The organism is Sulfitobacter dubius (genome assembly GCF_900113435.1).
GTDB lineage: Bacteria > Pseudomonadota > Alphaproteobacteria > Rhodobacterales > Rhodobacteraceae > Sulfitobacter > Sulfitobacter dubius.
Genome location: NZ_FOPG01000001.1, coordinates 1456795 through 1469047, shown reverse-complemented (window position 1 = coordinate 1469047; position 12253 = coordinate 1456795). Strand labels below are relative to the sequence as shown.

10 protein-coding genes are annotated in these 12253 nt (G+C 61.8%); 7 read left to right on the top strand and 3 right to left on the bottom strand.

Annotation, left to right across the window (positions count from 1 at the left end; genetic code table 11):
- The first annotated feature begins 39 nt into the window (after window positions 1-39).
- The 7 genes from ybgF (at window position 40) to folD (ending at window position 8396) form a co-directional block, all read left to right on the top strand.
- On the top strand, window positions 40-900 hold the full coding sequence (gene ybgF, locus BM229_RS07135; RefSeq protein ID WP_093927257.1) for a tol-pal system protein YbgF: 861 nt from the start codon (window positions 40-42) through the stop codon (window positions 898-900).
- Between the two features lie 6 nt (window positions 901-906).
- The gene (gene tilS, locus BM229_RS07130; RefSeq protein ID WP_093926910.1) at window positions 907-2178 is read left to right on the top strand and encodes a tRNA lysidine(34) synthetase TilS; all 1272 of its coding nucleotides are present in this window, start codon (window positions 907-909) and stop codon (window positions 2176-2178) included.
- Window positions 2179-2279: 101 nt separating this feature from the next.
- Window positions 2280-4196 carry an ATP-dependent zinc metalloprotease FtsH gene (gene ftsH / locus BM229_RS07125; RefSeq protein ID WP_093926909.1) on the top strand — a complete coding sequence of 639 codons (1917 nt, stop codon included), beginning with the start codon at window positions 2280-2282 and terminating at the stop codon, window positions 4194-4196.
- Window positions 4197-4365: 169 nt separating this feature from the next.
- Entirely contained in the window at window positions 4366-5016 is a 651-nt protein-coding gene (locus tag BM229_RS07120) for a hypothetical protein (protein ID WP_093926908.1), read from the top strand.
- Between the two features lie 42 nt (window positions 5017-5058).
- Complete coding sequence (locus BM229_RS07115; RefSeq protein WP_093926907.1) at window positions 5059-5643, top strand: MOSC domain-containing protein; 585 nt, start codon at window positions 5059-5061, stop codon at window positions 5641-5643.
- 111 nt (window positions 5644-5754) lie between these two features.
- Window positions 5755-7431 (top strand): formate--tetrahydrofolate ligase, encoded by a 1677-nt coding sequence (locus BM229_RS07110; protein ID WP_093926906.1) that lies wholly within the window; start codon window positions 5755-5757, stop codon window positions 7429-7431.
- Window positions 7432-7505: 74 nt separating this feature from the next.
- Window positions 7506-8396, top strand: a complete 891-nt coding sequence (gene folD / locus BM229_RS07105) for a bifunctional methylenetetrahydrofolate dehydrogenase/methenyltetrahydrofolate cyclohydrolase FolD (RefSeq protein WP_093927256.1) — start codon at window positions 7506-7508, stop codon at window positions 8394-8396.
- Here folD and BM229_RS07100 read toward each other — a convergent pair.
- The 3 genes from BM229_RS07100 to BM229_RS07090 all read right to left on the bottom strand — a co-directional run bounded on the left by BM229_RS07100 (window position 8393) and on the right by BM229_RS07090 (window position 12225).
- The gene (locus BM229_RS07100) at window positions 8393-8815 is read right to left on the bottom strand and encodes a PaaI family thioesterase (RefSeq protein ID WP_093926905.1); all 423 of its coding nucleotides are present in this window, start codon (window positions 8813-8815) and stop codon (window positions 8393-8395) included. The two genes, folD and BM229_RS07100, sit on opposite strands and share 4 nt — an antisense overlap.
- Window positions 8815-9486, bottom strand: a complete 672-nt coding sequence (gene pdeM / locus BM229_RS07095) for a ligase-associated DNA damage response endonuclease PdeM (RefSeq protein WP_093926904.1) — start codon at window positions 9484-9486, stop codon at window positions 8815-8817. Before pdeM ends, BM229_RS07100 begins: the two co-directional genes overlap by 1 nt.
- A gap of 285 nt (window positions 9487-9771) precedes the next feature.
- On the bottom strand, window positions 9772-12225 hold the full coding sequence (locus BM229_RS07090; RefSeq protein ID WP_093926903.1) for a ligase-associated DNA damage response DEXH box helicase: 2454 nt from the start codon (window positions 12223-12225) through the stop codon (window positions 9772-9774).
- Between the last annotated feature and the right edge of the window lie 28 nt (window positions 12226-12253).

Here is a 12253-nt window from a genome sequence, read left to right as displayed (position 1 = left end):
GAGGCCGATGTGCTGAAGCGATATATCTTCGTGGCGGTAATGGGGCTGATGACATTCCCTGCCGCGCTTATGGCGCAGGACAACGATCAAACGCTGGCGGACATCCGCCAGCAGTTGACCGTGCTGAGCGTCGAGGTGCAAAAGCTGCGCCGCGAGTTGTCCACCACGGGCGGCGGCTCGGTCGAGACGGGCGGCAACTCTGTGCTGGAACGTGTCGGCACGATGGAAAGCGAATTGCAGCGCCTGACATCGAAAACCGAGGAGATGGAGAACCGCATCAACCGGGTCGTTTCCGATGGTACGAACCGGATCGGTGATCTGGAATATCGTCTGGTTGAGCTTGAAGGCGGCGATCTGGGCGCGCTTGGTGAGACATCCACCCTGGGTGGCGGCGAAACGCCCGCCGTGGCAGCGCCCGGAACGGACCCGGCCCGCGAAGTGGTCGAGGTGGCCCCCGGTAGCGGTGGCGCGGACACTTCCGGCGGTATCATCACCCCCATCAACGAAGCGGAGCTTGCGGTCAGCGAAAAGACCGATTTCGAGCGGGCGCAGGGGGCGCTCGCATCCGGTGACTTTCGCAGCGCCGCCGATCTCTTTGCGACCTTCAATCAGACCTATCCCGGTGGTCCGCTAGCCGCCGAATCCGAATTGCGCCGCGGCGAGGCGCTGACCGGGCTGGGTGACAACCGCGAAGCAGCGCGTGCCTATCTGGCGGCCTTCAGCACCGATCCCGAAGGGCCAGTGGCCCCGCAATCGCTGTTTGAATTGGGCCGTGCGCTTGGCGTTTTGGAGCAGACCCAAGAGGCCTGCGTGACCCTATCCGAGGTCGCGGTGCGCTTTCCCAATGCGCCGCAGGTGTCCCAAGCCGAAGCGCAGCGTCAGACGCTGGGTTGCTCTTAAATTGCAATGACTGCCCCCGCCGCTTTAGCTGATGCAGCATTGGCCGAGGGGCTGCTGGCAGGGCTGGGCGGCGCGCTGCCGCCTCGCCTTGGCGTTGCCGTTTCGGGTGGGGGCGATTCCATGGCGTTGCTTTCCCTTCTGCACGGGCTCTGCAAGGTTGCGGGCACACATCTCGAAGTTGTGACGGTCGATCATGGACTGCGACCCGAAGCAGCGGCAGAGGCAGATCTTGTCGCACGCTGCGCGGGCGATTTGGGGCTGCACCACGAGACGTTGCAATGGCGCGGGTGGGACGGGCAGGGCAATCTGCAAAACGCCGCGCGTCACGCGCGCTATGCGCTGATGGCCGATTGGGCGGCGCGGCGTGATTTGCCTTGCATTGCCCTTGGCCATACGGCGGATGATCAGGCCGAGACTGTCTTGATGCGATTGGCCCGCCGGGCGGGCGTGGATGGGCTGGCCGCGATGGCCCCGCAAAGCCAGCGGCAGGGTGTCACATGGCTGCGCCCCCTGCTGTCTGCCCGGCGCGAGGCTTTGCGCGATTATCTGCGTCGCGCGGGGCTTGAATGGGTTGATGACCCCAGCAACGATGACCCGCGTTATACACGCATTCAGACCCGCCAAACCCTAGCTGCCCTCGCCCCACTCGGCCTTGATGTTGAAACGCTGGCCGAGGTGGCAAGCAACATGGCCCGCGCCCGTGACGCACTCGACCAGCAAGCCGACCACGCCGCTGGCAATATTCTGCGCATGGAGGCAGGGGCCTGGGTGATCAGGGCCGATGCCTTTTTCGCCGAGCCGGAAGAAATCCGCCGTCGTTTGATGATCCGCGCGCTTGGGCAGATTAGTGGCGGTGCCTATCCTCCGCGTCGCGGGCCGGTGGCGGCGCTGATTGCTGGGCTGGCAAACGGGCAGGGCGCGACTCTGGATGGGTGCCAAACCCTGCTCCGGCGCGGTGAAATCTGGGTGTTTCGCGAATATAACGCGGTACGCAATCTTCATGTGCCTGCGGATCATCTGTGGGACGGGCGTTGGCGCGCGGTGCCGTCAACGGTGTTTCCGATGGGGGCCGAATTGCGTGCATTGGGGCCAGAGGGTCTTGCATATTGTCCTGATTGGCGCAGCTTCGGGCGGCCCCGTGCGATGCTTTTGTCGACCCCGGCGGTCTGGCAGGGGGGGCGGCTGCTTGCAGCGCCCCTTGCTGGTCTGGACGAGAAATGGCATGTGCTGCTGGAACGCGATGCCGGTTGGCCTAAAACCACGCCATTATCGCATTGAACATGAGCGCATCATGTCTATCTTAGTGTGGTGGTTGCCCGGACGGGCGCCCCTTGGGCCGCAGGACTTGCCTGCGGTCGTGTGAATTTAGGAGAATTCCCTTGGGAAATGTTCGTAACCTCGCTTTCTGGGTTGTCCTGATGTTGCTGGTCTTGGCGCTGTTCAACCTGTTCAGCGGGTCCAGGGGATCGTTGCAAAATAACGAGGTCAGCTATTCCGAGTTTGTCACTTCTGTAGAACAGGGTGATGTCCGTAATGTGACATTGGATGGCGAGCAGGTTCGGTTCCGTAAAGCGGACGGGGCCGATTATCTGACGATCAAGCCCGAGGATGCAGAGCTGACACAGCTGTTGATCAACAGCGACATCCCCGTAAAAGCGCGTCCGCAGCAACAATCTGGCTTTCAGACATTCCTGATGTCGCTTCTGCCTATCGCTTTGCTGATCGGTGTGTGGATTTACTTCATGAACCGGATGCAGGGTGGCGGCAAAGGTGGCGCCATGGGCTTTGGTAAATCCAAAGCCAAGATGCTGACCGAGAAGCAAGGCCGCGTGACCTTTGACGATGTTGCGGGCATTGATGAGGCCAAGGAAGAGCTTGAAGAGATCGTCGAGTTCCTGCGCAACCCACAGAAATTCTCCCGCCTTGGCGGTAAAATTCCCAAAGGCGCGCTGCTTGTGGGCCCTCCGGGTACTGGTAAAACGCTGCTGGCCCGTGCGATTGCGGGAGAGGCGGGCGTTCCGTTCTTCACCATCTCCGGCTCCGACTTTGTCGAGATGTTCGTGGGGGTGGGTGCGAGCCGCGTGCGCGACATGTTCGAACAAGCCAAGAAAAACGCGCCTTGTATCGTCTTTATCGACGAGATCGACGCCGTGGGTCGCCACCGTGGCGCAGGCTATGGCGGTGGCAACGACGAGCGTGAGCAAACCCTGAACCAGCTTCTGGTCGAGATGGACGGTTTTGAGAGCAACGAAGGTGTCATCATCCTCGCCGCGACCAACCGCCGTGACGTGCTTGACCCCGCGCTGCTGCGTCCGGGCCGCTTTGACCGTCAGGTCACGGTGCCCAACCCCGACATCAAAGGTCGCGAAAAGATCCTCTCCGTCCACGCCCGCAAGACCCCGCTGGGACCGGACGTCGACCTGCGCATCATCGCTCGCGGCACGCCGGGCTTCTCGGGTGCTGATCTGGCGAACCTGGTGAACGAGGCCGCCCTCATGGCTGCCCGTGTCGGTCGCCGTTTCGTCACCATGGTCGATTTTGAACAGGCCAAGGACAAGGTGATGATGGGGCCAGAGCGCCGCTCGATGGTGATGACCGCCGAGCAGAAGGAGATGACCGCCTATCACGAAGCCGGTCACGCGCTGGTCGGCATGACGTTGCCCAAGTGTGACCCGGTCTACAAGGCCACGATCATCCCGCGTGGCGGTGCGCTTGGCATGGTGATGAGCCTGCCTGAAATTGACCGCCTGAACATGTTCAAGGACGAATGCCACCAACGCCTAGCCATGGCCATGGCGGGCAAGGCGGCTGAAATCCACAAATACGGCCCCGATTCCGTGTCCAACGGCCCTGCTGGCGACATCCAGCAGGCCAGCGCTCTGGCCCGTGCGATGGTGCTGCAATGGGGCATGTCGGATAAGGTCGGCAACATCGACTATTCCGAAGCCGCACAGGGCTATCAGGGCAATACCGGTGGTTTCTCAGTCTCGGCCAATACCAAGGAATTGGTTGAGAAAGAGGTCCAGAAATTCATCCAAGACGGATATGACCGCGCGATGACGATCATCACCGAGAAAGAAGTCGAGTTTGAGCGTCTGGCCCAAGGTCTGCTGGAATATGAAACCCTGACCGGGGATGAGATCAAACGTGTCATGGAGGGCCTGCCGCCTGCGGAAGATTCCGACGACGACAACTCCGACGCGGGCAGTGCGCCCAGCGTCACCGCGATCCCAAAGGCAAAGGGCAAGAAGACCCCGCCGAAGGATGGCGGAATGGAGCCTGAACCCTCGGTCTGATCTGACCCTTCTTAAAAAGTTTCAAAGACCCCGCTTCGGCGGGGTTTTTCTTTGTTGGGCACCATTGGTTCAGGGCCGCCGTGCACAAGGTACGGTCCGGGAATCCACGGTCGCTTATGGGGCCGAGAGCAGATAGACATGGCCACAGGTCTCAACCGACGGATTTTTTATGCTGCGTATACTTTTCTCTATTGCCGCTTTCCTCGCCTTGATCGCAGGTCCGACATGGGCCGAACCGCAAAATTACGCCGTGTCATTGGGCGGGCGTCAATTGGGCACACTGCAGTTCAACGGCCAAAGCCGGAATGCGGCGTTCCTTTTGACTCTGAACAATGCGCCCTTTGGCATTAAAAACGGTACCTTCAATGCAGTAACCGAGACGGAGGGCAACACGACTGACTATCTGGGAACGAACCGGGGCAGTGAGACCCGTGATATCGCGATCACGCGGCGCGCGGATCAGGTGGCCTCGGTTACGATCGCACCGGCTTCTGAAATGACAGAAATGTCGGATGCCGGTATGGTACCTGCGGGTACTGTCTTCCCGCCCGAACTGTTTGCGGCCCTTGCCAAGGCCGAAACATGCCCATCGCCGCTCGCCGTCTATGATGGCCGGCGTGTGGTTCAGATCGCGACCGAAGCTGTGAAACAGGAGGGCGAGACAGTGGTTTGCGATATGTCTTACCGCGTCGTGATGGGACCGGGGTATGTCTCTCCTTTCTATTTCAAGTCGTTCGGGATGCAGTTGATGTATACGGACCGCAAGCTCGCCCGCGCTTCAATGAGCGGCGGTGGCTTCAAGGTACATCTGACCCGTTAGTAAAATTCACGCCTTTCAAACTGCATGTCAAAGGACAGCACCATGCCCGAGCTTCGCACTACAGATTATACTGGTCGCATTACTTGGCTGGGCATGGTCCCGCAGGATCGCAAAAACATCCGTTCAACGCCGCTCAAAGAGGCCTTCGCCAGCTACGCGGGGTTCAAAGGGGACTTCCACGCCGGGCTGACCCGCCCCGCTTGCGTGCGGGTGCGCAATCTACATGCCAAAGGCACGGAAATTCGCAATACGCGGCAACTCTCTATTCTCTCAGCCGAAGAGGTGGCCCAGATCGCCGCGGCCATTGACCTGTCCGAGTTGGACCCGGCACTGCTGGGCACCTCAATCATTATTGAGGGCATCCCCGACTTCACCCTCATCCCACCGGGATCACGGTTGCAGAACGCGCAGGGCACCACGTTGGTGGTGGATATTGAAAACGGCCCCTGCAACCTACCCGCGCGTGAAATCGAAAGTGAAGCCCCCGGCCACGGCAAAGGGTTCAAAACCGCCGCGCAGGGCAAGCGCGGGGTGACTGCTTGGGTAGAGCGGGAAGGACCGCTGGCCTTGGGCGATGAAATGCGGCTGTTTGTGCCAAACCAGCCTGTCTGGCCGCATCTGGGCTGACCACGCGCCGTTTCGCGCCCTTTGAGTGTCGGAAACACGGCCTCCGGTTGAGGGCTTGTGGCTGTATGGCTGGAGGATAATGATCGCCACCAACGGCAACAGGGGATTCTCATGGCTTTTAAAACCGACATTCAAATCGCCCGCGAAGCGGCGAAACGCCCTATTCAGGAAATCGGTGAGAAGCTGGGCATCTCCAGCGATGACCTGCTGCCCTACGGCCATGACAAGGCGAAGGTAAGCCAGAGCTTTATCGACAGCGTCCAAGACCGGCCCGATGGCAAGTTGATCCTTGTCACTGCGATCAATCCCACGCCAGCGGGGGAGGGGAAGACCACCACCACCGTAGGGCTGGGCGACGGGCTTAACCGTATCGGCAAGAAGGCGGCGGTCTGCATCCGCGAAGCCTCGCTCGGGCCGAACTTTGGGATGAAGGGCGGGGCTGCGGGCGGCGGTTATGCGCAGATCGTGCCAATGGAAGAGATGAACCTCCATTTCACCGGAGATTTCCACGCCATCACCAGCGCGCATAACCTGCTGGCCGCGATGATCGACAACCATATCTACTGGGGCAATGAGCTTGAGATCGACACCCGCCGCGTTGTTTGGCGTCGGGTGGTTGATATGAACGACCGCGCCCTTCGGCAAATCACCGCGTCTCTTGGTGGCGTGCCCAACGGTTTCCCGCGTGAGACGGGGTTCGACATCACCGTCGCCTCCGAGGTCATGGCGATCCTCTGCCTCGCCAAAAACCTCAGCGATCTGCAAGAGCGCCTTGGCGCGATGATCGTGGCCTACCGCCGCGACCGCAGCCCGGTCTATGCCCGCGACATCAAGGCGGATGGGGCCATGACGGTGCTTTTGAAAGACGCGATGCAGCCCAACCTCGTCCAAACGCTGGAGAATAACCCGGCCTTCGTACATGGCGGCCCATTTGCCAATATCGCGCACGGCTGCAACTCGGTCATCGCCACGACCACAGCGCTGAAACTGGCGGATTATGTGGTGACGGAGGCGGGCTTTGGCGCCGACCTCGGGGCTGAAAAATTCTTGAACATCAAGTGCCGCAAGGCGGGGCTCGCGCCATCGCTTGTCGTGGTGGTGGCCACGGTGCGCGCGATGAAGATGAACGGCGGCGTTGCGAAAGCGGACCTTGGGGCGGAAAACGTAGAGGCGGTGCAAAAGGGCTGCGCCAACCTTGGCCGCCATATCGAGAACATAAAATCCTTTGGCGTGCCCGTCGTCGTGGCGATTAACCATTTCGTGACCGACACCAACGCCGAAGTCGCCGCGGTTAAGGACTATGTCGCTGCCCAAGGGGCCGAGGCGATCCTGTCGCGCCATTGGGAATTGGGGTCAGAAGGCTCTGCCGATCTAGCAACCCGCGTGGCAGAAATCGCCGATGGTGATCACGCGAATTTCGCCCCCCTTTATGCCGACGAGATGCCACTCCTTCAAAAGATCGAAACCATCGCCAAACGCATCTACCGCGCCGACGAGGTATTGGCCGACCAAAAGGTACGCAATCAGTTGAAAGACTGGGAGGCACAGGGCTATGGAGATCTGCCGGTCTGTATGGCCAAAACCCAGTACAGTTTCTCGACCGATCCCGACCTGCGCGGCGCGCCCACAGGCTTCAGCGTACCCATCCGCGAGGTGCGGCTCTCGGCGGGGGCCGGGTTCGTCGTCGTGATCTGCGGTGAGATCATGACCATGCCGGGCCTGCCTCGGGTGCCTTCTGCGGAGGCAATCAAGCTCAACGCCGACGGCGATGTGGAGGGATTGTTCTAAGGCGGGTTGCAATGCCCCGCCGTCGCGGTGATGTAGAGCGTGTTCAACCTGCAGCGAGCGAAAGTGAGACGGATATGGCAGCGACAATCATCGACGGCAAAGCCTTTGCGGCAACGGTACGCGACAAGGTGGCAGGCCATGTCGACCGGCTGAAGACGGATCACAGCGTCACCCCCGGCCTCGCCGTGGTGCTGGTCGGCGAAGACCCGGCAAGCCAAGTCTATGTCCGCTCCAAGGGCAAGATGACCCGCGAGGTCGGCATGAAGTCGGTCGAACACAAGCTGCCCGCGACCGTCGATCAGGACGACCTGCTCAAACTGATCGACGCGTTGAACAACGACCCCGAGATCCACGGCATCCTCGTGCAACTGCCGCTGCCGGATCATCTGGACGAAAGCCGGGTGGTCAATGCCGTCTCGCCCGCCAAGGACGTGGACGGTTTCCACATCTCCAACGTCGGGCTGCTGGGCACGGGGCAGAAAAGCATGGTGCCCTGCACCCCGCTTGGCTGCCTGATGATGCTGCGGGACCACCATGGGGATCTAACGGGCTTGAACGCGGTGGTTATCGGCCGCTCCAACATCGTCGGCAAACCGATGGCGCAGCTGCTCTTGGGCGATAGCTGCACCGTGACCATCGCGCATAGCCGCACCCGCGATCTGCCCGAAGTGGTGCGCCGCGCCGATATCGTGGTCGCCGCCGTTGGCCGCCCCGAGATGGTGCCGGGCGATTGGATCAAAGAGGGTGCCACGGTGATCGACGTGGGCATCAACCGGATTGAGACTGGCGAAAAGACCAAACTGGTCGGCGACGTGGATTTCGACAGTGCCAGCCAACGCGCCGGGGCCATCACACCCGTGCCGGGCGGCGTCGGGCCAATGACCATCGCTTGCCTGCTGGCCAATACGGTCACCGCCTGCTGCCGCGCCAATGGGTTGGAAGAACCCGAAGGGCTGACCGCTTAAGAGGCAGGCACAGGCACGATGGTGCCCTGCAGGATGGCGATGAGCTTGGCTTCGCCATCCGTTTCCGCATGCACCTCTGCCGTGACCACACAAAGCCGCCGGCCCGGTTTCACAACCCGGCCCGTGGCAATCAGCCGATCCCCGCGGGCGGGGGCCAGCAGGTTGATCTTGATCTCCGAAGTCACGACATCGACCTCCGGCGGCAACATGCTCAAGGCCGCATAGCCCGCCGCGGAATCGCCGATGGAAAAGGTCAGCCCCGCATGGCCAAAACCCTGCTGCTGCATCGCACCGGGCAGGACCGGCGCAGAAACCCTGACCAAACCGGGCTGGACGTCGATGATCTCCGCCCCCAAGGTTTGCATCATGGTCTGCTTGGCAAAGCTCTCCCGCACGCGGCATTCAATCTGATCGTCCATCATCGCTTCTTTCCAGGCATGGGGATCGCCACTGGTTGCGGCCCAGTCAGCACCGCGCGGGCCTCCGGCCCCATCAAATCACAAAGCACCCGCGACTGGCTGCGCAGCCCGCCGGTGTAGGTGCCATATGCAGGCAGGATCAGCCGCTTGCTGTCAAACAGAAAGGCCGGACGCGAGATGCTGCGGCCCCGCGCACGGATTGATGCCTTAGGATGATAATGTCCCGACACCTCGCCCCGGCCCTCGCTCGCGGCGATATGCCGAAAGGTCAGCGGGCCGAGCGTAATCTCTCCTAAATGCGTGCCGCCCAAGCCTACGGGTCCGGGATCGTGATTGCCCTCAATCCAATCCCACCGCCGCCCGGCTTGCAGGCCCAGTATCCACAACCGCTCTTCCTCCGGCAGCGCCTGCGCCGCCCCGAGGTCATCGAAACTATCGCCAAGGCAGATCACATGCCGCGCCTGCGTCGAGGACAGGTCCGCCGCCAGACGGTTCAACGTATCGCGGGTCTCATAAGGCGGCAATGCCGACCCGCCGCGCCGCGCGATCCTTTCCGACTTGCCCAAATGAAGGTCGCTCACGCAAAGCAAATCTCTTTCGCGCCACCAAAGCGCGCCAGAACCAAGCGCAGTCAGCCCCGCCCCGGCGAATGAAAACTCAAGTCCGTTCATCCTTTGTTCATCTGAGATCGTTGCTGATTTGGCAAGGGGTCAAACGCGATTGTCAGAAGACCGGAAACGGCAGCGCAGCGGTATTTAAGAAAGGATGAAAGGTAGAAAACGCGCCCCGCAGCCGGGCGTTAACCTGACCGGAGACGCGCCTTCATCCTTTGCGGTCATCGGCTCCGCAGCCTGTACCGCGGGATCAAGATGCGCGGCCTGGGTTAAAGAACACTTAGTATCTTCATCCTTTTTCAAATACCTTGCAGAACCTCTCGGCCTGCGACACCTCGGTGTTCAACGCCCATCTCGCCAAGGCGGCTGATCCGAGGGCGGCGGGGTGAGCTGCGCGAGGCCGGAGGCTTCCATCAGTCTTTCGGCCTCTTCCGCCAGCATGCGTTCCTGTCCGGCGCCTTCGACAGGCACACGGCCCATTTCCAGAAACAGCGGTGCAGCGAGAGGGCTGACACGGGACAGTTTGCGGTGGGTGATCCGCCCGGCGATCCGTCCCAGCATCTCTTCGATTCTGCCGAAATCCACCAGTCCGCTGAGCGCTTCTTCGCGAGTGATATCGAGCATCAGATGGTCCGGTTCATAGCGGTGCAGCGTGTCATAAAGGATATCGCTGGAAAAGGTCGTTTGTCGTCCGGATTTGCGGGCCTGCAGGGTGTTGCGTTCAATGAGCCCGGCAATGGTCGCAGCGGCGCGGAAGGTGCGTTTCATCACGGCATTGCCCGCAAGCCAACTGTCGAGACCCTCGTGCAGCACGCTGGGGTCGAGCAGCGGCGCGGGGTCGTCGACGGGGGAGAGGCCCCAGATGAGCGTGGCATAGTCTGTTGCTACGAAGCCCAAGGGGCGCAGGCCGAGGTCTTCCATGCGTTTGGTCAGCAATAGGCCCAGCGTTTGCTGGCCGTTGCGACCGGCAAAACCGTAGAAGACCGTTTGTTCGGCCATGTCATGGGGGAAGCTTTCGACCAGCAGGGTGCCGGGCTGCGGCAATTGGCTGACTTCACGTTGTAGGCTGAGCCATTCGGCGGTGTGGCGCGGCAGTTCGGGCCAGCTGTCTTGAGTGAACATCTGTTGGACGCGGGCGGAAAGCTGTGTGGAGGTGGCAAATTTGGTGCCGCCGAAGGTCGCCACTTTGGGCTTTTTGGCGGCGTTGCGGCTGACTTCGACAACGGTTTCGCGCAGCCCTTCGTAGCTTACGATTTGGCCGCCGATCAGAAAGGTGTCGCCTTTGGTGAGCGTAGCGGCAAAGCCTTCTTCGATCTCGCCCAGCGGTTTGCCCCCGCGGTTGCGTTTCATACGGACCTTTAGCTTATCGGTATCTTGGATCGTGCCGATGTTCATGCGGATGCGTTGGGCGGCGCGCGGATCACGCAATTGCCATTGGCCGTCAGGGCGCTGCAGCAGGCGCTGCCAGCGGTCATAGGCGCGCAGGGCGTAGCCGCCGGTGGCGCAGAAGTCGAGGCAGGCGTCGAAGTCGACGCGGGACAGGGCGGCGTAGGCCCCGGCGGAGCGGACCTGCGTGAAGAGGTCGTCAGCATCGAAGGGACCAGCGCAGGCGGTGATGAGTATGTGCTGGCAAAGCACGTCGCGCGGGCCGGGACCGCGCGGATCGCCGTCGAGTGCGCCTTCGAGCACGGCCTCTAGGGCGGCCACGCATTCGACCACCTCAAAGCGGTTCGCTGGTACGAGAAGCGCCTTGGAAGGTGCGTTGTAGCGGTGGTTGGCGCGGCCGATGCGTTGGACCAGCCGCTTTACATTTTTGGGGGCGCCGATCTGAATGATCAGGTCCACATCGCCCCAGTCAATGCCCAGATCCAGCGTGCCGGTGCAAACGATGGCACGCAGATCGCCGCGGACCATGGCGGCTTCGACCTTTTCGCGTTGGGCGTGATCCAAGCTCCCGTGGTGGATGGCGATCGGCAGGGCGTCTTCATTGGCGAGCCAGAGGTTGTGAAAGAAGATTTCGGCCTGCGCGCGGGTGTTGTGGAAGATCAGCGTGGTTTTGTGCCGACGCACCTGTTCCAGCACCGCTGGGATCGAATAGGCCGCGCCGCCTCCGGCCCAAGGCGGGGGCACTTCAGTGTGTAGCATCTGGATATCAGGGGCCGGGCCGGGGTCGGCCAGCAGCACTTCGCAAGGGTCCGGGTGGCGGGCCATGAGGTGGGCGATGGCCGAAGGGTCTTCGACCGTGGCCGAGAGGCCCACCCGTTTGAGGCCGGGGCAGAGGGCTTGAAGACGGGTCAGCGCCAGCATCAACTGGTCGCCGCGTTTGCTTTCGGCGAGGGCATGGATTTCGTCGATCACCACCCGCTTGAGCCCGCGAAAGGTGCGGGCAGCGTCCTCGTAGGAGGTCAGCAGAGCGAGGCTTTCCGGCGTGGTCAGCAGGATATGCGGCGGGTCGGCGCGTTGGCGGCGGCGGCGCGATTGCGAGGTGTCGCCGGTGCGGTCCTCGATGCGAATTGGCAGGCGCATTTCCTCGACCGGGCGGGTGAGGTTGCGCTTGATGTCTGCCGCGAGCGCCTTCAGCGGCGAGATGTAGAGCGTGTGCATCCCCTCGTGATCATGCTCGGCCAGATCGACGAGGGTGGGCAGGAAACCGGCCAGCGTTTTACCCCCGCCCGTGGGGGCGATGAGGAGCAGGGCGGGAGCCTCGGCACGGTCCAGCATCTCTTGCTGGTGCGGGTGCAGGGACCAGCCGTTCTGGGCGAACCAATCGGCGAATTTGGGTGGTAGGGCGCGCATGACACCCAATGTAGTATCGGCAGGGCGC

What these genes read in the sequence shown, in the direction of transcription:
- ybgF (WP_093927257.1), top strand. Translation starts at nt 40, where the DNA reads ATGGGGCTGATGACATTCCCTGCCGCGCTTATGGCGCAGGACAACGAT.
- tilS (WP_093926910.1), top strand. Translation starts at nt 907, where the DNA reads ATGACTGCCCCCGCCGCTTTAGCTGATGCAGCATTGGCCGAGGGGCTG.
- pdeM (WP_093926904.1), bottom strand. Translation starts at nt 9,486, where the DNA reads ATGAACGGACTTGAGTTTTCATTCGCCGGGGCGGGGCTGACTGCGCTT.
- BM229_RS07100 (WP_093926905.1), bottom strand. Translation starts at nt 8,815, where the DNA reads ATGGACGATCAGATTGAATGCCGCGTGCGGGAGAGCTTTGCCAAGCAG.
- BM229_RS07120 (WP_093926908.1), top strand. Translation starts at nt 4,366, where the DNA reads ATGCTGCGTATACTTTTCTCTATTGCCGCTTTCCTCGCCTTGATCGCA.
- BM229_RS07115 (WP_093926907.1), top strand. Translation starts at nt 5,059, where the DNA reads ATGCCCGAGCTTCGCACTACAGATTATACTGGTCGCATTACTTGGCTG.
- BM229_RS07110 (WP_093926906.1), top strand. Translation starts at nt 5,755, where the DNA reads ATGGCTTTTAAAACCGACATTCAAATCGCCCGCGAAGCGGCGAAACGC.
- folD (WP_093927256.1), top strand. Translation starts at nt 7,506, where the DNA reads ATGGCAGCGACAATCATCGACGGCAAAGCCTTTGCGGCAACGGTACGC.
- BM229_RS07090 (WP_093926903.1), bottom strand. Translation starts at nt 12,225, where the DNA reads ATGCGCGCCCTACCACCCAAATTCGCCGATTGGTTCGCCCAGAACGGC.